This window comes from Campylobacter sp. CH278, from assembly GCF_004378845.1.
In the GTDB taxonomy this organism is placed as follows: Bacteria; Campylobacterota; Campylobacteria; order Campylobacterales; family Campylobacteraceae; genus Campylobacter_D; species Campylobacter_D jejuni.
On sequence record NZ_RYXZ01000001.1, the window covers coordinates 315,255 to 339,321 of the forward strand.

Annotated in this window: 28 protein-coding genes; 17 read left to right on the forward strand and 11 right to left on the reverse strand. The window is 29.5% G+C overall.

The window, feature by feature from the left end:
• Position 1: 1 nt before the first annotated feature.
• Positions 2–418: a PepSY-like domain-containing protein gene (locus tag ELQ04_RS01590; RefSeq protein WP_002853760.1), complete on the reverse strand. Its 417-nt coding sequence runs from the start codon at positions 416–418 to the stop codon at positions 2–4.
• A gap of 97 nt (positions 419–515) precedes the next feature.
• On the opposite strand from ELQ04_RS01590, the gene ELQ04_RS01595 reads away from it, so the two are divergent.
• Together ELQ04_RS01595 and ELQ04_RS01600 are read left to right on the forward strand one after the other, a co-directional pair.
• A complete protein-coding gene (locus tag ELQ04_RS01595; protein ID WP_002853517.1) occupies positions 516–1,034 on the forward strand; it encodes a rhomboid family intramembrane serine protease in 519 nt (172 codons plus the stop codon).
• The gene (locus tag ELQ04_RS01600; protein ID WP_002853673.1) at positions 1,031–1,543 is read left to right on the forward strand and encodes a histidine phosphatase family protein; all 513 of its coding nucleotides are present in this window, start codon (positions 1,031–1,033) and stop codon (positions 1,541–1,543) included. The genes ELQ04_RS01595 and ELQ04_RS01600 overlap by 4 nt, the downstream gene beginning before the upstream one ends.
• 14 nt (positions 1,544–1,557) lie before the next feature.
• On the opposite strand, the gene rpoD is transcribed toward ELQ04_RS01600, so the two are convergent.
• Together rpoD and ELQ04_RS01610 are read right to left on the reverse strand one after the other, a co-directional pair.
• Positions 1,558–3,426 (reverse strand): RNA polymerase sigma factor RpoD, encoded by a 1,869-nt coding sequence (gene rpoD / locus ELQ04_RS01605; protein ID WP_002853451.1) that lies wholly within the window; start codon positions 3,424–3,426, stop codon positions 1,558–1,560.
• 79 nt (positions 3,427–3,505) lie between these two features.
• Complete coding sequence (locus tag ELQ04_RS01610) at positions 3,506–4,387, reverse strand: LysR family transcriptional regulator (protein WP_004316837.1); 882 nt, start codon at positions 4,385–4,387, stop codon at positions 3,506–3,508.
• Positions 4,388–4,499: 112 nt separating this feature from the next.
• On the opposite strand from ELQ04_RS01610, the gene ELQ04_RS01615 reads away from it, so the two are divergent.
• Positions 4,500–5,597, forward strand: a complete 1,098-nt coding sequence (locus ELQ04_RS01615; RefSeq protein ID WP_002938746.1) for a YeiH family protein — start codon at positions 4,500–4,502, stop codon at positions 5,595–5,597.
• A 90-nt stretch (positions 5,598–5,687) separates the two neighbouring features.
• Complete coding sequence (locus ELQ04_RS01620; protein ID WP_002853850.1) at positions 5,688–6,260, forward strand: hypothetical protein; 573 nt, start codon at positions 5,688–5,690, stop codon at positions 6,258–6,260.
• Between the two features lie 15 nt (positions 6,261–6,275).
• On the opposite strand, the gene rsmG is transcribed toward ELQ04_RS01620, so the two are convergent.
• Positions 6,276–6,842 (reverse strand): 16S rRNA (guanine(527)-N(7))-methyltransferase RsmG, encoded by a 567-nt coding sequence (rsmG, locus tag ELQ04_RS01625; RefSeq protein WP_002894351.1) that lies wholly within the window; start codon positions 6,840–6,842, stop codon positions 6,276–6,278.
• A complete protein-coding gene (gene ribA, locus ELQ04_RS01630) occupies positions 6,843–7,403 on the reverse strand; it encodes a GTP cyclohydrolase II (RefSeq protein WP_002854114.1) in 561 nt (186 codons plus the stop codon).
• 57 nt (positions 7,404–7,460) lie between these two features.
• Between ribA and hemB the strand changes: the two genes are divergently transcribed.
• Genes hemB through ELQ04_RS01660 form a run of 6 tightly spaced genes read left to right on the forward strand, consistent with a single transcriptional unit; the run spans position 7,461 to position 13,216 of the window.
• Positions 7,461–8,444, forward strand: a complete 984-nt coding sequence (hemB, locus tag ELQ04_RS01635) for a porphobilinogen synthase (protein WP_002938747.1) — start codon at positions 7,461–7,463, stop codon at positions 8,442–8,444.
• Positions 8,441–9,361 carry an ornithine carbamoyltransferase gene (gene argF / locus ELQ04_RS01640; RefSeq protein WP_002938749.1) on the forward strand — a complete coding sequence of 307 codons (921 nt, stop codon included), beginning with the start codon at positions 8,441–8,443 and terminating at the stop codon, positions 9,359–9,361. The genes hemB and argF overlap by 4 nt, the downstream gene beginning before the upstream one ends.
• A complete protein-coding gene (locus ELQ04_RS01645; protein ID WP_002853412.1) occupies positions 9,358–9,849 on the forward strand; it encodes a DUF2603 domain-containing protein in 492 nt (163 codons plus the stop codon). Before argF ends, ELQ04_RS01645 begins: the two co-directional genes overlap by 4 nt.
• Complete coding sequence (gene hemN, locus ELQ04_RS01650; protein ID WP_002938751.1) at positions 9,836–11,191, forward strand: oxygen-independent coproporphyrinogen III oxidase; 1,356 nt, start codon at positions 9,836–9,838, stop codon at positions 11,189–11,191. Before ELQ04_RS01645 ends, hemN begins: the two co-directional genes overlap by 14 nt.
• A gap of 1 nt (position 11,192) precedes the next feature.
• The gene (locus ELQ04_RS01655) at positions 11,193–12,458 is read left to right on the forward strand and encodes a (Fe-S)-binding protein (protein WP_002938753.1); all 1,266 of its coding nucleotides are present in this window, start codon (positions 11,193–11,195) and stop codon (positions 12,456–12,458) included.
• On the forward strand, positions 12,455–13,216 hold the full coding sequence (locus tag ELQ04_RS01660) for a DUF5416 family protein (protein ID WP_074469260.1): 762 nt from the start codon (positions 12,455–12,457) through the stop codon (positions 13,214–13,216). The genes ELQ04_RS01655 and ELQ04_RS01660 overlap by 4 nt, the downstream gene beginning before the upstream one ends.
• A 2-nt stretch (positions 13,217–13,218) precedes the next feature.
• On the opposite strand, the gene ELQ04_RS01665 is transcribed toward ELQ04_RS01660, so the two are convergent.
• Complete coding sequence (locus tag ELQ04_RS01665) at positions 13,219–13,425, reverse strand: membrane protein (protein WP_002853356.1); 207 nt, start codon at positions 13,423–13,425, stop codon at positions 13,219–13,221.
• Positions 13,426–13,658: 233 nt separating this feature from the next.
• Between ELQ04_RS01665 and ELQ04_RS08945 the strand changes: the two genes are divergently transcribed.
• From ELQ04_RS08945 to ELQ04_RS01685, 3 genes are read left to right on the forward strand one after another with little or no spacing between them, the layout of a single operon-like run.
• Entirely contained in the window at positions 13,659–14,069 is a 411-nt protein-coding gene (locus tag ELQ04_RS08945) for an MFS transporter (protein ID WP_011812754.1), read from the forward strand.
• Positions 14,057–14,878 (forward strand): MFS transporter, encoded by an 822-nt coding sequence (locus tag ELQ04_RS01680; protein WP_002853457.1) that lies wholly within the window; start codon positions 14,057–14,059, stop codon positions 14,876–14,878. Before ELQ04_RS08945 ends, ELQ04_RS01680 begins: the two co-directional genes overlap by 13 nt.
• Before the next feature lies 1 nt (position 14,879).
• Positions 14,880–16,031 carry a M20 aminoacylase family protein gene (locus ELQ04_RS01685; RefSeq protein ID WP_002938346.1) on the forward strand — a complete coding sequence of 384 codons (1,152 nt, stop codon included), beginning with the start codon at positions 14,880–14,882 and terminating at the stop codon, positions 16,029–16,031.
• A gap of 3 nt (positions 16,032–16,034) precedes the next feature.
• Here the strand turns inward: ELQ04_RS01685 and ELQ04_RS01690 are convergent, their stop codons facing one another.
• Positions 16,035–16,775 carry a YaaA family protein gene (locus ELQ04_RS01690; RefSeq protein WP_002938345.1) on the reverse strand — a complete coding sequence of 247 codons (741 nt, stop codon included), beginning with the start codon at positions 16,773–16,775 and terminating at the stop codon, positions 16,035–16,037.
• 90 nt (positions 16,776–16,865) lie between these two features.
• Complete coding sequence (gene jlpA, locus ELQ04_RS01695; protein ID WP_002938344.1) at positions 16,866–17,984, reverse strand: lipoprotein adhesin JlpA; 1,119 nt, start codon at positions 17,982–17,984, stop codon at positions 16,866–16,868.
• A 219-nt stretch (positions 17,985–18,203) separates the two neighbouring features.
• On the opposite strand from jlpA, the gene ELQ04_RS01700 reads away from it, so the two are divergent.
• Together ELQ04_RS01700 and ELQ04_RS01705 are read left to right on the forward strand one after the other, a co-directional pair.
• Complete coding sequence (locus ELQ04_RS01700; protein ID WP_002885181.1) at positions 18,204–19,043, forward strand: cysteine ABC transporter substrate-binding protein; 840 nt, start codon at positions 18,204–18,206, stop codon at positions 19,041–19,043.
• A gap of 39 nt (positions 19,044–19,082) precedes the next feature.
• Positions 19,083–20,330 (forward strand): MFS transporter, encoded by a 1,248-nt coding sequence (locus ELQ04_RS01705; RefSeq protein ID WP_002938342.1) that lies wholly within the window; start codon positions 19,083–19,085, stop codon positions 20,328–20,330.
• On the opposite strand, the gene ELQ04_RS01710 is transcribed toward ELQ04_RS01705, so the two are convergent.
• Complete coding sequence (locus tag ELQ04_RS01710) at positions 20,313–21,581, reverse strand: M20/M25/M40 family metallo-hydrolase (RefSeq protein WP_044778282.1); 1,269 nt, start codon at positions 21,579–21,581, stop codon at positions 20,313–20,315. The genes ELQ04_RS01705 and ELQ04_RS01710 overlap by 18 nt on opposite strands.
• A 67-nt stretch (positions 21,582–21,648) precedes the next feature.
• Here ELQ04_RS01710 and ELQ04_RS01715 point away from each other — a divergent pair, with 67 nt between their 5' ends.
• Positions 21,649–22,176: a thermonuclease family protein gene (locus ELQ04_RS01715; protein ID WP_002938338.1), complete on the forward strand. Its 528-nt coding sequence runs from the start codon at positions 21,649–21,651 to the stop codon at positions 22,174–22,176.
• A gap of 8 nt (positions 22,177–22,184) precedes the next feature.
• Positions 22,185–22,358: a hypothetical protein gene (locus ELQ04_RS01720; RefSeq protein WP_002855981.1), complete on the forward strand. Its 174-nt coding sequence runs from the start codon at positions 22,185–22,187 to the stop codon at positions 22,356–22,358.
• Here ELQ04_RS01720 and ELQ04_RS01725 read toward each other — a convergent pair whose 3' ends face one another.
• Both ELQ04_RS01725 and cmoB read right to left on the reverse strand, forming a co-directional pair.
• Positions 22,359–22,937, reverse strand: a complete 579-nt coding sequence (locus ELQ04_RS01725) for a hypothetical protein (protein WP_002938332.1) — start codon at positions 22,935–22,937, stop codon at positions 22,359–22,361. It abuts the gene before it with no gap.
• A gap of 72 nt (positions 22,938–23,009) precedes the next feature.
• On the reverse strand, positions 23,010–23,900 hold the full coding sequence (gene cmoB, locus ELQ04_RS01730; RefSeq protein WP_074469257.1) for a tRNA 5-methoxyuridine(34)/uridine 5-oxyacetic acid(34) synthase CmoB: 891 nt from the start codon (positions 23,898–23,900) through the stop codon (positions 23,010–23,012).
• Positions 23,901–24,067: the final 167 nt, after the last annotated feature.

Below are 24,067 nucleotides of genomic sequence, written 5' to 3' on the forward strand. Positions count from 1 at the left end.
TTTAATCATCAATTTCTTTGTGCAAGATAGTTCCATTAAAATCTATAAGAATTTTTACATCGTTATCAAGTTTAATCTTGTAATGATTGATTTTTCTTTCGATTTCTCTAGCTTTTATATTTGGAAATTCGTTTTTAATGATATTGGCTAAATTTTGAGGTAAAAAATCTAGATCAAAAGGAAAGGCTTTATTTTCAATTTCCTTCCAAGCTCCATCTATGTCAAATTCAAGTTCTGTCCCATCGCTAAGATAGACTTCATAGGAATTTTTGTCTTTTTGTACGATCCCTATGGGTGCTTTGAAGTTATGTTGTAAAAATTCTTTAGAAACACTTGGCAAATTATCAGCAGAAATTATTATATCAGCATTTAAAGATAAACTTAAAATAGTAATAATACTTAAAAATTTAATTTTCAATATTTTTCCTAATTATTTTTTAGTAAAATTGTAAAGAATTTATGTGAATTTTATGTGAATTTTAAGACAATATTATAAAAAATAAAGGTTTTATACTTTGCTTACAATTTTTTTAATTTTTTTAAATATTTTATGTTATTTTTTGATTTCTTATGATTATTATAATATCCTTGGTTTGAATATTTTATTTTTTAATGGAGCTTATTGGCAACTTTTAAGTTCAATGTTTTTACATGGAAATTTAACTCATCTTATATTAAATATGATAGTTTTGTTTCAATTTGGGCGTATATTAGAAACTTATTTAGGTGCTTTGCGTTTTATTTTTATTTATTTTATTGGCGGATTGTTGTGTTCACTTTTAAGTGTTTTTTATGTGTATTTTGATTTTAAATATTTCGGAGAAAATATAAATGTCATAGGCGCTAGTGGTGCAATTTGTGTTTTGATGGGCTTTTATGCTGTTCTTGATAAAAATAGCACAAAAGGACTTATAGTGGCAATTTTACTTATGAGTTTTGCGCCATTGCTTATGGGGGTAAATGTTGCTTGGTATGGTCATATTTTCGGGTTTATGTGTGGTTATATTTTAGCTAAAATAAAAGAGGTAAAATGAAAAAAATTTATATTATAAGACATGCAAAAGCAAGTAAGAGTGGGGATATTGATGATTTTGAAAGAAAACTTACTAAGAGTGGAAAGGAAGATTTAAAAAAACTTTTTAAAAATCTTGCCTTGCATGAAATTCATCCTGATTTGGTGCTATCAAGTCCTGCTGTTAGAACCGCTAAAACAGCGAAAAAAATAGCCAAATTTTATAATTTTGATAAAAATAAAATTTGTTTTGATGAAAGATTGTATCTTTGTAATGTTGAAAATTTGCTAAAAATTCTGCAAGATATTGATGATGAGTTTAACGAAGTATTTTTAGTGGGTCATAATCCTGGTTTAATGGAACTTGGAGAGTTGTTAAGCTCGCTATGTTTAGCTTCTTTTCCAACTTCTTCTATCTTGTGTTTAGAATTTGATATTAAGGAATTTAAAAATTTAAAAAAACATAGCGGAAAATTAGTTTTTTTTGAACATGTACGCAAGTTAAAAGAAGAAAAAGATTTGGGTTTTTAGTAAGAGATTGGCTCTTACTTCCAACCTTCAATATAATTTTTTAGTTTTCTTCCTACTTTAGGGTGTTTGAGTTTTTTTATAGCTGAGCTTTCTATTTGTCTCACTCTTTCTCGAGTGACATTAAGCTCTTTTCCAATTTCCTCTAAAGTTCTATCACTTTCATCATCCATTAAACCAAAACGCATACGAATTACCGCTTTTTCTCTATCGTTTAATTGATCTAAAACTTCATCAATTTGTTCTTTTAAATCATCCTTTAAGATATGATCCATTGGAGAAAGTGAATTTCTATCTTCAACAAAATCTCCAAATTTACCATCATCTTCATTTCCTATTGGAGCTTCAAGGGAAATTGGTTCTTTTGTGATTTTAATGACTTGTTTAACCTTATCTACGCTTAAACCTACTTCTTTAGCTATAACACTGACATCAGGTTCTTTTCCATCTTTTTGTAGATGTTCGCGGATAATTTTGTTAATTTGATTGATGGTTTCTATCATGTGGATTGGAATTCTTATGGTTCTTGCTTGATCGGCTATAGCCCTTGAAATAGCTTGTCTGATCCACCAAGTTGCATAAGTGGAAAATTTATAACCCCTTTTGTATTCAAACTTATCCACAGCTTTCATTAAACCTATATTTCCTTCTTGAATAAGATCTAAGAAAGGTAGACCACGATTTGTGTAGCGTTTAGCTATGCTTACAACAAGACGCAAGTTTGATTTTGCCATTCTTCCTTTTGCTTCATCAGAGATTTTTTTACCGCGTTTAATTTGCTCTAAAATTTCTTTTAAACGTGATTTTTCAAGATCAAAGCTTTTTTCACTAGCTTCTTTAGTTTGAAATAGTTTTTTAATTTCCATATAAGTGCTTACCATGGTTGTTTCTAAAGCTCGCTCTGTGATTTCTTCTTTGCTCAATTTTGTAATATCTTTTAAAATATCTGCATGGCGTTTTTTAAGTTCATCAGAAAACATAGGTAAGCGGTATTCTAAACGCTTAAGTTCTTTGTCAAATTCTTCATCGCTTTTTAGTGCAGTTTCCATTGATTTTACGATTTCACTAATAAGTTTTGAAGTAGGGCCTAGATCCATTAATTTTTCTTTTAAAATATTTTTTTTGAACGCAATGCTTAATTTATCTAAAAGTTCATCTCCGCTTTCTTTGTCTTTGGATGTTTTTAGCCAATCTTTTTTAGCTTTTTCTAGAGCTTTAAATTTTTCTATAACTTTTAAAGTTCTTTCATCTTCTTTTTTGCTGTTTTTTTTAGTATTTTCTTCATCTGATTCTAATTCTGTTTCGTTTTCTTCATCTTCATCTATATCAAGTTCATCAAGTTTATCATCACTTTTTTCTTCGTCGTCAAAGCTTTTAAATAGTTCTTTTACCCTTCTTTCTCTGTTTATTAAAGGTTCTTTATAATCTAAAATAAAATCTATCAAATAAGGTACAGAACAAAAAGCATCAATGATAATATCTTCGCCAAGTTCTATTTTTTTGGAAATTTCAATTTCTTCATCTTTGTTTAATAAAGCAATTTGTCCCATTTCTCTTAAATACATACGAACAGGAGAGTCTGATCTGCTCCATTCTAATAAATCGTTTTCATTGGCTAAATCAAATTCGTTCTCAAGGCTTGTATCTTGGAGTTTTTGTTTTTCTTCTTGAAGTCTTTTTGCATCTTCTATGTTTTTCATTTGTGCAATTTCGGCTGCTGAAAAAAGTTGCACTTTGTGTTTTTTCATTAATGCTTGCACTTTTTTAGCGGTTGATGCACTTGGTTGTTTTGTAAGATATTTTACCAATTTTTCATATGTGATATAATCTTTTGCATTTTCTTGAAATAATTCTTCTAATTCAGCTTCTTGAGTTTTGGCGTTCATTGATTATCCTTAAAATTTATATAAGCTTTGGATTTTATCTAAAAATTGCTTAACTTTCTATATAAATCGGTTATTATGCTTATGATTTGAATATTTTTTCAAATTTTTCTAAAGCTCTGTTAAAATTATAATTTTTTCTTTTTAGGGTGTAAAATTTACGCTTTAGGTCGATATTTTTTAATTTAATTTCATAAAGTGTTGATTTTTTTAATTCTTTTTCTATGCTTTTTTTGGAAAAAATAGAGATTGCTTTTTTTTGTAAAACAAGTTCTTTAATCGCAGCCATTCTATCAAGCTCAAGAAAAATATTAAGTTTTTTTGAGCTTGCACCAATTTCGTTTAAAAATTTATCCCTTAAGCCTGAGCCTACTTCTCTTAAAATCCATTTTTGTTCCAAAAGTTCATCGATATAAAATTCTTTTTCATTGAGTTTTTTATCACTTGTAGCTACTATAAGTTCATCATCTTGCCAAAAATTTATTTCTAAATTTTCATACTCCACTAAAGCCGGATCAAGTTCTGCTTCAATGATTGCAAATTCTATATTTCCGTTTTTTAGCAAATTTAAACATTCTTTTGAATTCTGCGTTTGAGAGTGAATTTCTATGTTTTTAAATTCTGCTTTAAAATCAAATAAAATAGGAGCTAAAAAATGTTCAGAAATGCTTTGAGTTGAGGCTATTTTTATTTCCCCTAAGAGCATACTCTCATCGTTTAAATTTTCTAAGCTTTGATAGTAGGCTTGTATAATTTTTAACCAATTTTTTCCTAGTTCTAAAGCTTTTGGTGTAGGTAAGAGTTTTTTTCCAAGTCTTTCAAATAAAATGCCATCAAATTTATTTTCTAAATTTTTAATTACTATTGAAACATTAGGTTGGGTTATGGAAAAATTGTTGGCTGTATGAGTTGGACTTTGAGTGTTTAAAAGATCTAAAAATATTTCCATATCTTTGATTTTCATGAGTGATTCCTTTATTTAATAAAAAAAATTTATTATAAAAATTAAAATAATATATTTTTATAATTTTAATAAAAAAAATATAATAACACAAAATTTATAAAAAGGAAAATAAATGAAAACAAGTTTTTTAGCACATAGCGTGGCTATAGTGCGATCAAATTTTAAGGGTTTGCTTTTTACTGCTTGTATAGTGATTTTTGCTATGTATCTTTCTAGTGTTCAAAGTATCAAAGATACTACTCATTTGGCAGCGACTGCCTTTGCTATTATCATAGGAGTGTTGCTTTCTCCTTGGTTTTTTAAATACCAACATCATTTTCAAGCTGGAGTGCATTTTAGTGCGAAAAAGCTTTTAAGACTCGGTATTGTTTTATATGGTTTTAATATCACTTTAACTGAGCTTTTAAGTGTAGGGTTGAAAGGGTTTTTACTTTCTGCTATAGTGATATTTTTTGTTTTTATTATTGCTTTATTTGTAGGAATGAAAATTTTTAAACTCGATAAAGAAACTTCTATGCTTGTTGGAGCTGGAAGTGCTATTTGTGGTGCGGCAGCGGTTTTAGCACTAGAGTCAAGTTTGAAAAGTGATCCTTTTAAGGGAATTTTAGCCGTAGGTACTGTGGTGATTTTTGGACTTGTGTTTATGTTCTTATATCCCATAGCTTTTTCTTTAAATCTTTTTCCTTTTTTTGATCAAAATGCTATGGGTGTTTTTATGGGAGCTACTTTGCATGAGGTGGCAAATGTCGCAGGTGCTGCTGAAATGGCAAAGGATATGGCGGGATTTGAGCAAGGAGCTTCTAATGTTGCAGTGATTATAAAAATGATGAGAGTGATTTTACTTGTGCCTTTTTTGCTTATAGTGACTTATTTTTTCGCTAAAAATCAGCATTCAAGCAGTGGAAAAACTGCAAAAAGTATCACTATGCCTTATTTTGCATTCGCATTTTTAGGTATGATAGTTTTAAATACATATCTAGCAAGTAAAGAAAGTATTTTAGGTATTGCTACGAGTGATATTATTTCTTTAGGTAAAACACTTTGTACTTTATGTATCGTTTTTGCTATGGCAGCTTTAGGCTTGCAAATTGACTTTAAAAAATTTTTAAAAAGTGGCTCTAGGGTATTTGGCTTGGCTTTTGTTTTAGGGCTTGTTTTGATTTTTGGAGGATATTTTTTAACCTTAGCTTTTAAAGGTATACTTTGGTAATAAAAATTATTTTTTAGAAAATTTTATTTTATTAATCAACTAAGAATATAATTTAATTCATTAATTAAATTTATTAAAAAAGGAATAAAGATGAAAAAAATTCTTGTAAGTGTTTTAAGTTCTTGCTTGTTAGCTTCGGCTTTAAGTGCTGTATCTTTTAAAGAAGATAGTTTAAAGGTTTCTTTTGAAGGATATAAAACTAAAGATATGATAGGAACAAAAGGTGAATTTAAAAATGTAGAATATAAATTTTCTAAAAATACAAAGGATTTGGCAAGTTATCTTAAAGGCGCTAAAGCTACCATAAAGCCAAGCAATGCTTTTATGGGTGAAGGCAATGATATTATAACCAATAATATCACAAAAGTATTTTTCCCTGCTTTATTGGGAGATACGGATATTAAAGTTGTTTTTCAAGATGTGATTGCGGGTGAAAATAAAGGCGTTATTTCAGCAAAAATTACTATGGATAAAAAAAGTACTATTGTACCTTTAACTTATACCATCAAAGATAATAAATTTGAAGCTAAAGGACAACTTGATTTGCATACTTTTAAAAATGGTTCTAAAGCATTAAAAGCATTAAGCGATGTTGCTGCAGGACATGGTGGAATTTCTTGGCCTTTAGTGGATATCAGTTTTAATGCTGATTTAGCAGAATAAAAAGTAGCCTTAGGGCTACTTTAAAATACAATATCTTCTTAAATTATTTTCAAAAATTTCATAATCTTTTATATTTTCAAGTTCTTGATAAATTTCACTACCTTTCCATAAAATAAAAACTGTATTTTCATCTTTTAGATTTTTGCAAATTTCAAGCAAAGGCTTGACATCCATTAAGGCTCTTGAAGTGATGATATCAGCTTTAAAGGTATTCTTGTATTCTTGAACTTTTTCTTTGTAAATATGTAAATTTGGAAGTTCACATTCTATTTTTAATGTCCGCAAAAAGGCAGCTTTTTTGGGATTGGGTTCGAAAAGATGAAAATTGCTTTGCAGTAAAAAAGCTAAAAATACAGCTGGAAATCCTGCTCCACTTCCTATATCGGCAATATTTTTTGCTTTAGAAAAATCATAAAAATCTAAAATTTTAATACTATCAAAGATATTTTCATCTATATTTTTTAAATGAGTAAGATTGTGAATGCGGTTAAATTTAGATAATAATTCTTTATAAATTTTTACCTTTTTTTCAAAGTTTTTTAAATCGTAGTTTTGCAAAAAATCATAATCTTTAAAAATCATTTATTTAAGATGTCCCATTTGAGTTTGTTTTATGTTTAAATACTCTACATTAAAACGATTAGGTTCTATTAAAATCGGTATGCGTGTGATGATTTTTTCCTTAATGGACTCTAGTTTCTCGGGATTATTTGTGAGTAAATTAACCTTAGAAATTTCATAGTGTTTGAGTATAAATTCTACAATTTCATAAGTTCTTTCATCGGCTTTAAAGCCAAGCTGATGATTTGCTTTAATCGTATCAAAACCTTTATCTTGTAAAGCATAAGCATTAACCTTGTTAAAAAGCCCTATACCCCTTCCTTCTTGCCTAAGATAAATCACCATTCCGCCATTCTTTTCTATATATTTTAGCGAAAATTCAAGCTGTTCCCCACAATCACATTTTAAACTTCCTAAAGCATCTCCTGTTAAGCACTCTGAATGAATTCTTAGATTGAGTGTGTCTTTTGGAGTATTTTTAAATATACATAAATGTTCTTTATCATTTTCTTTGAAACTTTGTATTTGGAAATTTCCCCATTTGCTAGGTAAATTCGCAATTTCTGAAATTTTTATTTTCATTTACTACTCTCTATAATCAAATTTATGTTAAGATTTTAGCAAAAAAAGGACAAAAAAATGTTTAAAAGATTTAGAAGATTAAGACTTAATGAAAACTTAAGAGCTATGGTAAGGGAAAATTCTTTAAGTGTAAATGATTTGATTTATCCGCTTTTTGTGGTTAATGGAACGGGGATAAAAAAAGAAATTTCTTCTATGCCCGATGTGTTTCAAATGAGTTTAGATGAAATTTTAAAAGAGTGTCAAAATGTAGTCAACTTAGGCATTAAAGCCATTATACTTTTTGGCGTTTTGGAAAATGAGAAAAAAGACAGCTGTGGAAGCGATGCTTTAGATGATGAAGGGCTTGTTGCAAGAAGTATAAGAGAGATTAAGAAAAATTTTCCAGATCTTTTTATAATCAGCGATCTTTGTTTTTGTGAATACACAGATCACGGGCATTGTGGGATTATCGATCCAAAAACAAAAAGTGTGGATAATGATGCCACTTTAGAAATTTCAGCCAAACAAGCCTTAGTTCATGCAAGAGCAGGGGTAGATATGATAGCACCTAGTGGAATGATGGATGGTATTATCACTACTTTGCGTGAAGCTTTAGATAAGGAAGGTTTTGAAAATTTACCCATAATGGCGTATTCTACTAAATTTGCATCAAGTTATTATGGACCATTTCGAGATGTAGCAGAGTCAGCTCCAAGTTATGGAGATAGAAAAAGCTATCAAATGGATTTTGCTAATGGTAAAGAAGCTTTAGAAGAAAGCTTAGAAGATGAAGCGCAAGGAGCTGATATTTTGATGGTAAAACCCGCTCTTGCTTATCTTGATGTGGTTAAAGAAATATCCCTTCATTCTAACTTGCCTTTGTGTGTTTATAATGTAAGCGGAGAGTATGCTATGTTAAAGGCAGCTAAAAATGCTGGAGTGATTGATTATGAAAAAGTTTTATATGAAACTATGATAGCTTTTAAAAGAGCAGGGGCAAAGCTTATCATCACTTATCATGCCAAAGAATTAGCTAAAATGTTAAAAGGAGAAAAATGAAACATTTTTTAACTTTAAGAGATTTTTCTAAGGAGGAAATTTTAAGCCTTGTAAATCATGCTAGCGAGCTTAAAAAAGAGCCTAAAAAACTTTTACAAGATAAAACTTTAGCAATGATTTTTGAGAAAAACTCTACAAGAACAAGAATGGCCTTTGAATTAGCCATAACAGAGCTTGGCGGAAAGGCTTTATTTTTAAGCAGCAATGATTTACAACTTAGTCGTGGCGAGCCTGTAAAGGATACAGCTAGGGTGATAGGGGCGATGGTTGATTTTGTGATGATGAGAGTCAATAAACATGAAACTTTACTCGAATTTGCAAGATATTCTAAAGCCCCTGTGATCAATGCTTTAAGCGAGCTTTATCACCCTACTCAGGTTTTAGGAGATTTGCTTACTATCAAAGAATGGAATAAGATGCAAAATGGTATAGCAAAAGTTGCTTTTATCGGAGATAGTAACAATATGTGCAATTCTTGGCTTATTGCGGCTGCGATTTTGGGCTTTGAATTTAGTATAGCTATACCAAAAAACTATAAAATTAGCCCTGAAATTTGGGAATTTGCTATGAAACAGGCTTTGATTTCAGGAGCTAAAATTTCCTTAGGCCATGATAAATTTGAAGCTTTAAAGGATAAAGATGTAGTCATCACCGATACTTGGGTTTCCATGGGCGAAGAGAATGAAAAAGAACGCAAGATCAAAGAATTTGAAGGATTTATGATCGATGAAAAGGCTATGAGCGTTGCCAATAAAGACGCGATATTGCTTCATTGTTTGCCTGCTTATAGGGGTTATGAAGTGAGTGAAGAAATTTTTGAAAAACATGCAGATGTGATTTTTGAAGAAGCAAGAAATCGCCTTTATGTGGTAAAAGCCTTGCTTTGCTTTTTGGATAATCAGAGAGGAAGAGAATGAAAGAGCTAGAAAAGTATAGCACTTGCTTAAAACGTATTGATGAATTTAGTCAAAATCTAGGAATAAAGAAAAAAGATAGAACGATTTTTAAAATGAAGCAAAGCGAGAATGAAAACGAAAAATGTTTAGTTCTTGAAAATGGAAGTTTTGATTCTCCTGAACCTTGGTTTGTGATCGATGAAAACGATGAAATTCACACTTTACTTTCTTTACAAAGTCTTAAGAACATACTTGAAAGTTTAAAACAAAGTCAAAAAGAGAATTTTGAATTGCGTTTAGAAAAGGCGATTTATCAGCAAATTCCTGTAGATTTTAACGATGTTTGGACGGTTGCTATGGATGAGATCAAGCAAAAGGCACAAAATGGCACTATGGAAGTTAGTATTGATCTTGAAAAATTAATTTCTAAAATCAAACAAGAGCATCCAAATTTATTTGTAGATATGCAAGCGATGATAGAAAGGGTAAACCAAAATGAGAGATTATAAAGCTTTTGTAAAATACTCTAAAGCAGGACCACGCTATACTTCTTATCCTACAGCAGTAGAGTTTAATACAAATTTCAAATACGAAGAATATATAGAAATTTTAAAAAAGCAAGATAGATCTTTATCGCTTTATTTTCATTTGCCTTTTTGTAGGAGTGCCTGTTATTTTTGTGGTTGTAATGTCATCTATACTGCAAAAGAAGAGAGTAAAGAAAGGTATTTAACTTATATTTTTAAAGAGCTTGATATTTTAAGTACTATTTTAGATACTAAAAGAGAAGTGGTGCAAATGCACTTTGGGGGCGGAACTCCAACTTTTTTTAGTGCTAAACAACTTCAAAATTTGATTTTAAAAATCAGATCTGTTTTTGGAAATTTTTCTAAAGATGCAGAGATTAGCTGTGAGATCGATCCGCGTTTTTTAAATGAGGAACAAGCCACAGTTTTAACGCAAAATGGCTTTAATCGTATCAGCTTTGGAGTGCAGGATTTTGATGAAAAAGTTCAAAAAGAAATTCATCGCATCCAGCCTTTTGAATTAACACAAAATGCTTTAAATCTTGTAAGAAATAAAGGCATAAAGTCTGTAAATATGGATTTAATTTATGGTTTGCCTTATCAAAATTTACAAAGCTTTACACAAACTTTAGAAAAAGTTATGCTTTTAAACCCTGATCGTTTGGCGATTTTTAATTACGCTCATGTGCCTTGGCTTAAGAAAAATATGAGAAAATTTGATGAAAATACCTTGCCAAGTCCTGATGTTAAGCTTGAAATTTTAGAATTTTGTGAGAAATTTTTAAGCAAAAATGGTTATAAAATGATAGGAATGGATCATTTTGCAAAAGAAAATGATGAGCTTTTTAAAGCTTTAGAAAATGGAACTTTGCATAGAAATTTCCAAGGTTATACCACCAAAGGCGGTGCTGATTTAGTCGGTGTTGGGCTTACAAGTATAGGCGAAGGACAAAGACATTATGCGCAAAATTTTAAAGATATGTCAAGTTATGAAGCTGCATTAGATAGAGGAGTATTACCTTTTGAAAGAGGTGTGATTTTAAGCGATGATGATGAGCTTAGAAAAGCAGTGATTATGGAGTTAATGGCAAATTTTAAGCTTGATATTAAGTCAATAGAAAAAGAATTTTCCATTGATTTTAAGGAGTATTTTAAAGAGGATTTAAAAGCTTTAGAAGAATACAAAGATTTTGTTAATTTTGATGAAAATTTTATCAAAGTCAATGAAACAGGTGTTTTGCTTATAAGAAATATTGCTATGTGTTTTGATGCTTATATGAAAAACATTAGTGAAGATAAAAAAGTATTCTCAAAAACGGTGTAAGATGAAATTTAGTCAAATAAGTGATGCTTGTGTTAAATGTGGCAAATGTATACCTGTTTGTACTATACATGAAGAAAATCGCGATGAAATTACTAGTCCAAGAGGATTTTTAGATCTTTTAGCTGCTTATAAAGAGGGAAGTCTAGAACTTGATAAAGAAGCTAAGAAAGTTTTTGAATCTTGTTTTTTATGCACCAATTGTGTTGAAGTATGTCCAAGTAAATTAAGAGTAGATAATGCCATAGAAGAAGTTCGTTATGATATAGCTAAAAAATTTGGTATAGCTTGGTATAAAAAACTTATTTTTTTCTTTTTGAGAAGACGCAAAATTTTAGATTTGGTAGCTAAGCTTGGCTATGTGTTTCAAAGTTGTGCGTTTAAAATTCAAAATGAGAATGAAAATACAGGTATGAAGGCAAGATTTTCCATGCCTTTTGTTAAAAAGGGAAGATTACTTACAAGCTTTAATAAAAAAAGTTTCTTAAATTCTAATCCAAAATTTATCAATAATGATGGAGAAAAAACAATAGGTTTTTTTGTAGGTTGTTTGGCGAATTATTTTTACATAGATACGGCTAATGCGGTGCTTAAAATCACTAAGGAATTAAAAATCAATGTGGATTTGATGAAAGAACAAGTATGTTGTGGAGCGCCGCAATTTTTTACGGGTGATTTTAAAAGTGTTGAAGTTTTGGCTAAAAAAAATATTGAGTATTTTGAAAAAAAATTAGAAAAATTAGATGCTATTATAGTTCCTGAGGCCACTTGTTCGGCTATGTTAAAGATAGATTATGAACATTTTTTTATAATGCAAAATGATTTAGACTGGGCAAAACGCGCAAAATGTGTGTCATCTAAGATATATATGGCTAGCGAGTATTTTTATAAATTTACTTCTTTGGAAGAAATTTTAAAAACAAAAAATAAATTTAATTATAGCATTACTTATCACGATCCTTGCCATGCAAGAAAAATGCAAGGGGTTTTTAAAGAGCCAAGAGAACTTTTAAAAACAAATTATCATTTTGTAGAAATGAGTAATTCTAATGCTTGTTGCGGTTTTGGTGGAGTGAGTATGCAAACGGATTATTATGATAGAGCTTTAAGTGTAGGGCTTAAAAAAGCACAAATGATCGATGAAAGTAAGGCTAGTGTGGTAAGCGCCGAGTGTTCAGCTTGCAGAATGCAAATTTCAAATGCATTAGAACAAAATTCAAGCAAGGTTGTTTTTGCTAGTCCTTTAGAACTTATAGCAAAAGCTTTGTGATAATGAAGATAGTATTTAAAGGCAAAAGTTCTGAATACGAAATTCAAAGATCGTGCTTTTGTGTTGATGCTTTTGTGATTAAAGATAAGATTGAAGAACGAGATGGTGTTGATTTTATCACTTCAAATGTAGATCTTTTGGAATTTAGTGATGACAGTTTTACTTTTGAAGAAATTGTAAAACATTTTAATATTTGTAATAGTGAAGATATGATTATCGTTGAAGATTTTGACATGAAATCAAACAAAGATAATCAAAACCAAGAAGATGATATAGAACACAACATCTTAAAATCCGAAAAAATAATACATGAAAACACAAAACAAACAAGTATACAATTTAAAAATTTAAAATTTTTTTCAAGAATTTTTAAAAATGAAAATTTTCTTTCTGATTTTAAAGAAAGTAAGCAAGAAGTTGTTACTATCAAAAAACACGAAAAACTTGAAATTTTTAAAAATTTATCTCAAGAAGATCAAGAAATTAGCTTTGTTAAAATTGAAATTTTAAATTATGATAGCAATGAAGATAGTTTAAGTTTTAATCTTGATATATTTCCAAGTGGTATGAGTTATAAGTACGGAATTTTAAAAGGCTCTATGCATATTATTTTACAAGGTAAAACTTCTAGTACGATGCTTTTTCCGTTTTTAAAAAGTATGATTTATAAAAATAAAAGCGAAAATTCAAGTGAAAAAATTTTTACTTTAATGATAAATCAGAAAAAACATTATAAGCTTATCGCAAATCTTTCTTAGTTTTATTTTATTATATTTTCTATATTAGAGCGATTTTTTTCAATTAAAGAGCGATTTTTTTGAGTTGTTTCTTTAAGATCGGCTATATCTTCTTTCATATTTTGTATGTTTTGGTTGAGTAATTTTATCTTTTTTTCATAGCGAGTAACGATGATAAAGACTACAAATAAAAATATAATAATCAAAAAAATAAATGCTAAAAATTCCATATTTTTCCTTTTTAAAACTAGATTTTGAAATATATCATTTAAATACTTCAAAAAACTTTTACGGGTTTTTTATTTTGTATTTTAGTTTTTTTATCTTTAAACTTATATATAAATTTTCAAAAAGTAACAAAAAAATATATAAAAAAATAATTAAATTAAAAAAATAATTAAAGATAATAAATATCTTATTTTTTTATGTTATATTTTAATAAATATCTAAAAAGGATTTTAATATGGAAAAATCACTTTTATTTCATTTTAGACGCATTGGAGTTGAATTTATAATTTTTAGTGTTTATGCTGTTTTTAGTATCTCTTGGGCAGCGACAGGGTCTTTAATGCCTTTGATTTCAAATGATCTTGCCCTAAATACTCAGCAAGCTACTTTAATCACTAGCATGATAGTAGTTGCGAAAATTTTTGGTGCTTCATTTACTGCTTTTTTGGTTTATAAATTCGGATTAAAAAAGGGATATTTTTTAGGCTGTATTTTAATGAGTTCGGGTATCTTTTTAAGTTTTGTAGATAGTTATAGTGGTATTTTGGTTATAAGATTTTTAACAGGGCTTGGTTCAGCTTGTGCTTTAGTTTGCTTAGTGCCTATTGCACAGCAATGGTTTGAAAAAAAGCTTTGCATTTTGTAATTAGTTTTAATATAACTTCAAATTTAGTAGGCATTACTCTAGGACTTATTTTAGCTGAAAGTATCTCAAATTATTTTGGAAATTGGAGAGATTCTTTATCATTTTATGCTTGGATTAATTTGATTTTATTGATTTTGTGGCTTTTTGTAGGTAAAGATGAGAATAAAAAAGAAGAAAAAAAGAATAATGCAAAAGATCTTATTTATGCTCTAAAATCTCGTGTTACTTGGGGTATGATTATTTTTTACATAGGGCCTATTTTATTTTTAAATTCTCTTTTTACTTTTTTACCAACTTTTTATGCACAATATGCAGGTTTTAGTAAAGAATTAGCTGATTTTGCTAAAAAAGAAATTCCAGCCTTGGCTAATTTTGCTATTATTTTTGGTCCTTATCTTGGATTATTTTTTAAAAGAAAAAATATTTCTTTTAAAATAATGCTATTGTCTGGAGGAGCGTGTATTTTTATATGCGGATTTTGTATGTTGTTTTTACAAAATTTAGTATTAATACAGATTTTTGCTGTGTTATCAGGCATTTTTTATTCTATGTGGTTTCCATTTTTCTTTAATCTACCTTCAGAATTAAAAAATTCCAACCCAAATCAAACTGCTTATATTATGAGTGCTTTTTGGAGTATTACCTTTGTTATACTATCATTTAACCTATGGGTAGTATCTTGGAGTGTTGATAAAACCCATAGTTTTACTTTGGGTTTTGTTTATATTTTTGCTTTGATTTTTATTTCAGCGATCTTAGCACAATTTGTTTTACCTAGAAGAGAAAATTTTATACAAGGAGAAAAATAGAATGAATTTAATTCCAGAAATACTAGACTTACAAGGCGAATTTGAAAAAATTCGTCATCAAATTCATGAAAATCCTGAGCTTGGTTTTGATGAATTATGTACTGCAAAATTAGTAGCGCAAAAATTAAAAGAATTTGGTTATGAGGTTTATGAAGAAATAGGAAAAACAGGTGTTGTGGGGGTTTTAAAAAAGGGAAATAGCGATAAAAAAATAGGACTTCGTGCAGATATGGATGCTTTGCCTTTACAAGAATACACAAATTTGCCTTATAAAAGCAAAAAAGAAAATGTAATGCATGCTTGCGGTCATGATGGGCATACTACTTCTTTATTGCTTGCTGCAAAGTATTTAGCAAGTCAGAATTTTAATGGTACGCTAAATCTTTATTTTCAACCTGCTGAAGAGGGTTTGGGTGGTGCTAAGGCAATGATAGAAGATGGATTGTTTGAAAAATTTGATAGTGATTATATTTTTGGATGGCACAATATGCCTTTTGGTAGCGATAAGAAATTTTATCTTAAAAAAGGTGCGATGATGGCTTCTTCGGATAGTTATAGCATTGAAGTTATTGGAAGAGGTGGTCATGGAAGTGCTCCAGAAAAAGCAAAAGATCCTATTTATGCTGCTTCTTTGCTTGTGGTGGCTTTGCAAAGTATAGTATCTCGCAATGTTGATCCTCAAAATTCAGCAGTTGTAAGCATAGGAGCTTTTAATGCAGGACATGCTTTTAATATCATTCCAGATATTGCAACGATTAAAATGAGTGTTAGAGCATTAGATAATGAAACTAGAAAGCTAACTGAAGAAAAAATTTATAAAATTTGTAAAGGTATTGCACAGGCTAATGATATAGAGATTAAAATCAATAAAAATGTTGTTGCACCAGTGACTATGAATAACGATGAAGCTGTGGATTTTGCTAGTGAGGTTGCAAAAGAATTATTTGGCGAAAAAAATTGTGAATTTAATCATCGTCCTTTAATGGCAAGTGAGGATTTTGGATTTTTTTGCGAAATGAAAAAATGTGCCTATGCTTTTTTAGAAAATGAAAACGACATTTATTTACATAATTCTAGTTATGTTTTTAATGATAAGCTTTTAGCTAGGGCTGCAAGTTATTATGCGAAGCTAGTTTTAAAATACTTAAAATAAAAACTAATCTAGAATTTCAAGCACAATTTCTTCCTTTAAACCTTTGATTTGAATTTCTTTGAGTTTTAGGTTTGAAGGAAGGTTTGCTAAAAGCTCTTTATTGTTTTTTACTTGGTTTTTTGCACTTATGGAGAGTAAAATTCCCCTATAAGCTTTAGCAAAATGACTGATGACTTTACCATTTTTTACAAATTTATAAGTATAAAATTTCTTTTTTGGAGTATAAAATTTATCATAAAATCCTGCTCTAAGGTCAAGTATTTCCTCATTTTCTAAGTATTCATCTAAGGCTTTACTAAAATGTTCTTTATAAAATTTCTCTATGGCAAAATTTCCTATTTTAGCCCCTTGCTTGAATTTATAAAAGGGTAGGGTATCATTAGCTCTTACAACGCCAAAAAGATTAGAAAATATAAGAGTATTTTCTAAAATATAAGCTTGGCTTTTTTTATCTAAGGCTTTAAAATTAAGATATTCATAACTTACCCCAGTATAAAGCAATATAGCTTCTTGAGTGGGAGCTTGTTTTAAGTCGTGTTTAAATTTATCAATTTCATTTTCATTTTTAATGCCAAAAAGTTCTTGTAAATTCTGTAAACTTGCGTTTTTGATAAATTCTTCATAATGCTTTAAAGTTTCCATTCTATAAGGAAATAATTCTTTAAATATAAATGAGTTTTCATTGATAGGATTTTTTACGCAATTTTCATTTTTGCTTTCACTAGGGGAGAATAAAATTTTCATTTTAGCCTTTTTTGTTAATGTTATGAAACATTAAGAGCAAAGAATTTAATCTTGCTTTTAATGTTTTTGAAGTTTTTATCATTTTAAAATTTAAAACGACGCTCCGCCCATTAACATAGAAAACATGATAAATGGAAGTATAATTTTTAACGCTTCTGTGGCGTCTTGATTGTTGATGCTTAGTTTTTCTATGCTGTCGATTCCCTGTGTGCTATAGTCACTAACAGGGATGTTTTTAAATTTTAAATCAAGATTGAGTTTATAATCATCATTTTGAGTGATATTGTTTAAAATAGCTAAAGCTTTATCAAAGATTAATGCTTGTTCTTCATTTTGACTTTGAGCTTTTAAGGTTTGTAAATTTTCCTTAGCAGTTGCTATATAGCTACTAAATACGCCTTCGGTTTTAAGAGTTGAATCAATTTTAAAATTATTTAAGATGATGTATTTTTGGATTGTATTGCTAAAATCTGAAGCTTGTTCGTAGTTTGCTATATTAAGAAGTTCATTGATAGCTTGTTCATCCATAGCTAAAGTTTGAGTGTTAAATTTTATACCCTTAGAATCAAGGTAATTAAGCAAATCTTCTTTTAGATTTATATTTAGATTTGTATTGAAATTTAATTTTGCGTTATAAAATTTTATATCAAGATTATCTAGATAATTGTTTTCTTGTTTGTTTATGGAGTTATCAAATGATAAAGTATAAGAATCCGAGCTTAATTTATTGATAAAAGAGCTGATTTTTGGATCTTGTTGAAATAAGCTTGCATTGATGTCACTAACAACTTTTTCTCCAAGTTTAAAATCTTCAAAAACCAAATTTGATTGTATGCTTTTTCGGTTTTTAAAAAGATCGTTGTAATATTCTTTAATGCTAATTGATGTATTTGCTTCGCCCTTGTAAATTTCATTTGAGCGAATTTTGATATTTTTTGCTTGAAATAGTTCTTGATACTCATCGTTATTATCTTTTGCAAGAGTTTTGAAATTTGGACTTAAACACGCTATAAAATCACCATCTGCATTGCATTTAAAATCAGAAAATTCAATCTTTATTCCAGAATCCTGAGAAAGGCTTGCAATTTCTTGTTTAACTGTTTGATTTAGTTGATTTTCATATTTTTTAACTGTTTTTTCATCTATGGAATTTCCGCAAGCTGAAAACAAAACAGCTATTCCAATAGAGAGAAAAATACCTTTTTTCATAGTTTTCTCCTTAAAAATTTAAAAAAAAGATTATATCTTTTTTTACTTAAAATTTAAACAATGCTAAAAGAGAGTGTGAGATTAATTACATTTTTACACATAGGAAAATCTTTTTAGTTTGTTTCAAATGCATTATTTATAATTTTAAGTATAATTAACTTTGCAATTATTATATATTTTTGCAATAGCTTTAAGCTTATTTTTAAAGAAAGGAAATGTATGAAAAAAATACTTCTAAGTGTTTTAACGGCCTTTGTTGCAGTAGTATTGGCTGCTTGTGGAGGAAATTCTGACTCTAAAACTTTAAATTCTCTTGATAAGATCAAGCAAAATGGAGTTGTTAGGATTGGGGTATTTGGCGATAAACCACCTTTTGGTTATGTGGATGAAAAAGGAAACAATCAAGGCTATGATATAGCTTTAGCTAAACGCATAGCAAAAGAACTTTTTGGTGATGAAAATAAGGTGCAATTTGTTCTTGTTGAAGCTGCAAATAGGGTTGAGTTTTTAAAATCAAATAAAGTAGATATTATTTTGGCTAATTTTACTCAAACTCCAGAAAGAGCTGAGCAGGTTGATTTTTGCTTGCCTTATATGAAGGTAGCTTTAGGCGTAGCTGTACCAAAGGATAGTAATATAACTAGCGTAGAAGATTTAAAAGATAAAACCTTGCTTTTAAACAAAGGCACAACAGCAGATGCTTATTTTACGCAAAATTATCCCAATATTAAAACTTTAAAATATGATCAAAATACCGAAACCTTTGCCGCTTTGATGGATAAAAGAGGCGATGCTTTAAGTCATGATAATACCTTACTTTTTGCTTGGGTGAAAGATCATCCTGATTTTAAAATGGGTATCAAAGAGTTAGGTAACAAAGATGTTATCGCACCAGCAGTTAAAAAAGGCGATAAAGAACTTAAAGAATTTATCGATAATTTGATCATTAAACTAGGCCAAGAGCAGTTTTTTCACAAGGCTTATGATGAAACTTTAAAAGCTCATTTTGGAGATGATGTTAAGGCTGATGATGTAGTGATTGAAGGTGGAAAAATTTAATAAAGGGCTTTTTGCCCTTTAGTTGATTTAGGATAAAATATGCAAAAAAAATACAAAAATATTATTTATGCTTCTTTGGGTGGAATTTTAGAATTTTATGATTTTGTGCTTTTTGCCTTTTTTTTGGATATTTTTGCTAAGGTATTCTTTCCGCAAAATGATGCTTTTTGGATGCAGATAAATGCTTATATAGCCTTTGGTGCTGCTTATTTAGCGCGTCCTTTTGGTTCTATTGTGATGGCACATTTTGCTGATAGATATGGAAGAAAGAATATTTTTTATATTTCTATGCTTTTGATGGTTTTGCCTAGTTTTGCTTTAGCTTTTTTGCCAAGTTATGAAAGTATAGGTATATTTGCTACTTTGATTTTATTTACTATTCGTATTTTGCAAGGTTTAGCCGTTGGAACTGAGGTGAGCGGAGCTTGGATTTATGTGAGTGAATTTGTCAAAGGGCGTCAAATTCCTTTAGCTCTTGGTTTTATTTCAGCGACTTTAACCATAGGTTTATTGCTAGGAAATATTGCCACTTTAGGCATAAGATCTTATTTTACCCCAGAAGAAGTTCAAAACTATGCTTGGAGAATTCCTTTTATCATAGGAGGATTTTTTGGAATTTTAGCTTTGTTTTTAAGAAATAAACTCAGCGAAACTCCAGAATTTATAAAAGTTCAAAATGAAAAGAAAATTTTAAATTTTCCATTGTTTGAAGCTTTAAAAACTCATAAAATGAGTATGCTTGTTTGTTTTTTAATGACCATGGTTTTAACAAGCGGTGTGGCAACTTTGATGATTTTACCTAAGTATTTTGAAAGTCTTTTAGCTATGAGTAAAACTTCTGCTTTATGGGTTCAAAATTTTGCTATCTTAGCGGTGATTTTTGGAGCTTTATTTCAAGGTTTTTTAGCAAGCAAATGGGGAAGCTATAAAATTTGCTCTATTTTTAGTATGGCTTTTATTGTTTTTGGTGTGCTTTTTAGTTTTTATGATGAGAATTTTTTATTTTATTTTTTACTGGCTTGTTTTGCACAAGGTATTATTACTTTCGCGCCTGTTTTTATGACGCAAATTTTTAAAAGCGAACTTAAATTTAGCGGGCTTAGTTTTGCTTATAATATTTCTTATGCGATTTTAGGTTTTTTAACCCCTTTTATAGTCAATGCTTTTTATAAAGAGTATTTAGGTATTTATCTTGCTATAGTGGGATCTTGCTCCTTGCTTTGTGTGTTTTTGTTAAAACGCGTTTTTGCAAGAAGCAAGATTAAAGAATTAAGCATTGTCTTTTAAAACTTCAAAAACAACCTTAGATATTTTTTTAACTGAAGCGATTTCACAATGCTCATCAGCTGAATGAGGATTATGGATATTTGGGCCTATAGAAGCACATAAAAGCTCTTGTTTTTTCTCTATAATGCCACACTCAAGTCCTGCGTGGATAGCTGAAACTTTGGCATTAGGTGATACTTTTTTAAGTGCTTTAAAAACCATGTCGCTAAGTGCGTTTGGCTTGCCTTCCCAAGGTGGATAGAAATTAAAACTTCTTACTTTAAAATCAAAAGCTTTGAAAAATTCTAAAGTTTCAAATTCTACTTGCTTAAGCCCATCAAGCACATTAGATCTTGCAAAAAGTGCAAATTTGATTTGTTGGTTTTCCATTCTTAAAGTAGCTAGGTTAATACTTGTTTGAACTATGCCTAGATTTTCATCATAAGCTCTAACCCCATAAGCAAAAGAATTTATAAGACTTAAAAGTTTTTTGCTTTGATCGCAAATTTCAAATTCGCCTTCTTTTTTAAATTCACATTTTATCCAGTCGTTGCTCTTTACTTCATTTTTAAAATGCACTAAAGCTTTGGCGTGTTTAGGTATAGAATTGATTCTTTCTCCGCCTTCAAAAGAAATGATTTCTCCTTCATTTTCTTGTATGAATTTAGCCATTTCTTTGATGGAACTTTTTTCATTGCGTATGATATTTATGCCTGAGTGTCCACCTTTAAAATTTTGTGCGCAAAGCTCATAAATTTTACCCTTTTTTCTAAGGGTATTAAAAGACAAACTAGCTTCTATATCTACTCCACCTGCACAGCCTATCATGATCTCATCATCGCTTTCATGATCTAAATTTAAAAGCATTTTAGATTCTAAAGTGTGCTCGAGTGAATTCACTCCCATGAGTCCTACTTCTTCATCGTTTGTAAAAAGACACTCTAAATTTTCAAATTCAGCCATAGCACTCATCATGATGGCTATACCTATACCATTATCTGCGCCAAGACTTGAATTTTTGGCTCTTAAAAAGCCATTTTCTTCATAAACTTCTAAGTTTGGTGCATCGCCCATACAGACCATATCATAATGGCTTTGTAGGCAAATTTTTGGTTTGCCTTTTATGGCATGGATATTTCCTGCCTTATCTACACTCACTTTAAAGCCTTTATCTTTAGCATAAGAGCTTAAAAATTCTTTCATTTGTTCTGTTTCATAACTGCAATGAGGAATTTTGCATAATTGTTTAAAATTTTCTATAACATTTTGCATTTTATCTCCTTTGTTTTGATAAAATTATGGCATATTTTTTAAAATTTAAAGGCAAAATGATTAAAAAATGAGAATAAATTATAAAAAATTATTTAATCTAAGAAAATTACTAAGTGATCCAAAAAAACTTTTTTCTGTATTAATCTTCACTCTTGTAGTTGTTTTTATCCAGAACTATATTGCCCAAAATTCTAGTTTTGAAGGAAAAGTAGTTAGAATTATTGATGGAGATACTATAGAAGTTAATCATGAAAACAAACTCGCTAGAATAAGATTTTTTGGTATAGATGCACCAGAACTTAAACAAAGTTTTGGAAAGCAATCAAAAGAAGCTTTAAGTAGAATTTTAAGCGGCAAACAAGTTGAAATTATTTATAAAAATAAAGATACTTATGGTAGAATTGTTGCTATTGTAAAGCTTAATGACGTTGATATTAATCGATTTTTAGTAAGCAAAGGCTATGCTTGGGCTGATACTTACTATAGTAACGCTTATATCAAAGAACAAGAAAATGCTAAGAAAAATCATTTAGGTCTTTGGAAAGAGGGTAATCCTATAGAGCCTTATAAATGGAGAAAACACAATAAATTCTAAGGAAAAACATGAAAAAATATACTTTAATGATACTATTAGCTTTAGGAATTTCTGGATGTTTTGTAAATGAAAGAGGGATTTCAAATCGTTTTTATGATGATTGTAAAGAGTATTATGATGGAAGCGGAACTTATCATAAGGATTGCCCAAAAAATTGGGTGGATATTAAAATGACTCCTTGATTATTTTCCACCCACAGAGGCCATTAATGCAGCTGCTACGGCTTCTGGATTTTTGATTTTGGTACCTTGTTCTTGATTTTCTGTAGGTTTAACAGTATTAAGTGGCGGACGCTTGAGTTTAAATATATGCTCATCAGTGCTAACAACTTGTATCGTTCCTTCAAACATTTTAATTTCTTTAACATGCCCAACTACTTTTACATCTCTTTTTTTGGAGGTTTCGTCAAAAAGTGCATGAGCTTCAAGTTCTAAAACATCGCCTAATTTAAGCGGAGCATAAAAAAAACATTTTGATCCAATAATCACTGAAAATTCTTTATTGATAGAGGCTTGTGCTACATAGTTTGCCGCAGCGAAAATAAAGGCATCAAAAATCAATCCTTGATCATCTGCTACCATTTCGCTTGTGGTTATTAAAATTGATTTGGCATAGTTTTTATCAATTTCTATAATGGTTCCAGCAAGCGAGGTGTTTAATTCAGGACAAGTGAGTAATTCTGCTCTAACGCGAGATATATCTTCTGCAGATGCGTATTCTTCAAGTTGTGCATATTCTTCAAAATTATCTTTTTTTGCCATATCTAACCTTTAAATTCTACTTATCTACTTCAAAATATCTAAATTTCAATATCGGCAAAAAATAAAAAGAATTTATATTTTAATGCGTATATAAACTCTTTTGGGTGCTTCATAGCCTTCAATGGTAAGATTTTTATCCTTTGGATCTAAGAAATTTTCCAGCGAAAAAGAGTCTATCCATTCTGTTTTTCTTTGTTCGTTTTCATCGGTTTTTTTTGTAGCCAAAACTTCAAATTCTTTAAATCCTGCTCTTTCGCACCAGTTTTTTAATGCACTAATGCTTGGTACAAAATAAATATTTGGAATTTTAGAATAAGTTTTATTAGGCACAAGAGCGATTTCTCTCTCATCTTCTATATACATAGTATCTAAAAAAACAACTCCATTTTTATTAAGTCCTGCTTTTAAATCTTTTAGCATTTTTACAGGATCACTTCTGTGATAAATCACGCCAAGACAGAAAATCACATCAAATTTTAAACCATAGTTTGGAAGATCTTCTACGCCTAAAAGCTCGTATTCTATAGGAGTTTTAGCTAAAGCGTTAATGAGTTCAAACTGCAAACGATATTTGATAGAAGGATCAAAACCTATAAGTTTTGCGGGATTAAATTCAAGCATTTTAAACATATAATAACCATTATTACAGCCTATATCAGCAACGCATTTTTGAGAAATTTCGTTCATAAAAGGCTTTAAAATATTAAATTTAATAAAACTTTGCCATTCTGTATCGATGAAAAGATCGTCTATTTTAAAAGGACCTTTTCTCCATGGTTTGAGTTCTTTTGTTATGGCTAAGATTTCATCTTTGGCTTGAGAATTTGTAGATAAATTCACGCTATCGCCTAAAGAAAAATTACAAGCAAGATTGAGAGCTTTAAGTTCTTGAATTTTAGCGTATAAAGGGTGATTTAGAAATTGTTTTTCGAGTAAATTTTCTTGCATTTTTATCCTTGACATTTGCTTTTAATGCTAAATTATAACATTAAAAGCTTTTATGGCAATATAAATCTCATACGCATTAAATATTTGATCAAAAATAAATTTTTAAAAACTCAAAAATACTTCCCAAAGCTCACATAAGCTTTAGAACTATAATCATCATCTAGTTTATACTTCTTTAAAGC

Bases quoted from the DNA above. Each gene is read 5' to 3' on its own strand.
- ribA (WP_002854114.1), bottom strand. From the start codon at position 7,403: ATGAAAATAAAAATTTCAGAAATTGCGAATTTACCTAGCAAATGGGGA.
- ELQ04_RS01620 (WP_002853850.1), top strand. From the start codon at position 5,688: ATGAAAAAAATTCTTGTAAGTGTTTTAAGTTCTTGCTTGTTAGCTTCG.
- ELQ04_RS01715 (WP_002938338.1), top strand. From the start codon at position 21,649: ATGAGAATAAATTATAAAAAATTATTTAATCTAAGAAAATTACTAAGT.
- rsmG (WP_002894351.1), bottom strand. From the start codon at position 6,842: ATGATTTTTAAAGATTATGATTTTTTGCAAAACTACGATTTAAAAAAC.
- ELQ04_RS01700 (WP_002885181.1), top strand. From the start codon at position 18,204: ATGAAAAAAATACTTCTAAGTGTTTTAACGGCCTTTGTTGCAGTAGTA.
- ELQ04_RS01655 (WP_002938753.1), top strand. From the start codon at position 11,193: ATGAAATTTAGTCAAATAAGTGATGCTTGTGTTAAATGTGGCAAATGT.
- ELQ04_RS01685 (WP_002938346.1), top strand. From the start codon at position 14,880: ATGAATTTAATTCCAGAAATACTAGACTTACAAGGCGAATTTGAAAAA.
- argF (WP_002938749.1), top strand. From the start codon at position 8,441: ATGAAACATTTTTTAACTTTAAGAGATTTTTCTAAGGAGGAAATTTTA.
- ELQ04_RS01645 (WP_002853412.1), top strand. From the start codon at position 9,358: ATGAAAGAGCTAGAAAAGTATAGCACTTGCTTAAAACGTATTGATGAA.
- ELQ04_RS08945 (WP_011812754.1), top strand. From the start codon at position 13,659: ATGGAAAAATCACTTTTATTTCATTTTAGACGCATTGGAGTTGAATTT.
- ELQ04_RS01665 (WP_002853356.1), bottom strand. From the start codon at position 13,425: ATGGAATTTTTAGCATTTATTTTTTTGATTATTATATTTTTATTTGTA.
- ELQ04_RS01600 (WP_002853673.1), top strand. From the start codon at position 1,031: ATGAAAAAAATTTATATTATAAGACATGCAAAAGCAAGTAAGAGTGGG.
- jlpA (WP_002938344.1), bottom strand. From the start codon at position 17,984: ATGAAAAAAGGTATTTTTCTCTCTATTGGAATAGCTGTTTTGTTTTCA.
- ELQ04_RS01710 (WP_044778282.1), bottom strand. From the start codon at position 21,581: ATGCAAAATGTTATAGAAAATTTTAAACAATTATGCAAAATTCCTCAT.
- ELQ04_RS01705 (WP_002938342.1), top strand. From the start codon at position 19,083: ATGCAAAAAAAATACAAAAATATTATTTATGCTTCTTTGGGTGGAATT.
- ELQ04_RS01725 (WP_002938332.1), bottom strand. From the start codon at position 22,937: ATGGCAAAAAAAGATAATTTTGAAGAATATGCACAACTTGAAGAATAC.
- cmoB (WP_074469257.1), bottom strand. From the start codon at position 23,900: ATGTCAAGGATAAAAATGCAAGAAAATTTACTCGAAAAACAATTTCTA.
- hemB (WP_002938747.1), top strand. From the start codon at position 7,461: ATGTTTAAAAGATTTAGAAGATTAAGACTTAATGAAAACTTAAGAGCT.
- ELQ04_RS01615 (WP_002938746.1), top strand. From the start codon at position 4,500: ATGAAAACAAGTTTTTTAGCACATAGCGTGGCTATAGTGCGATCAAAT.
- ELQ04_RS01610 (WP_004316837.1), bottom strand. From the start codon at position 4,387: ATGAAAATCAAAGATATGGAAATATTTTTAGATCTTTTAAACACTCAA.
- ELQ04_RS01690 (WP_002938345.1), bottom strand. From the start codon at position 16,775: ATGAAAATTTTATTCTCCCCTAGTGAAAGCAAAAATGAAAATTGCGTA.
- rpoD (WP_002853451.1), bottom strand. From the start codon at position 3,426: ATGAACGCCAAAACTCAAGAAGCTGAATTAGAAGAATTATTTCAAGAA.
- hemN (WP_002938751.1), top strand. From the start codon at position 9,836: ATGAGAGATTATAAAGCTTTTGTAAAATACTCTAAAGCAGGACCACGC.
- ELQ04_RS01720 (WP_002855981.1), top strand. From the start codon at position 22,185: ATGAAAAAATATACTTTAATGATACTATTAGCTTTAGGAATTTCTGGA.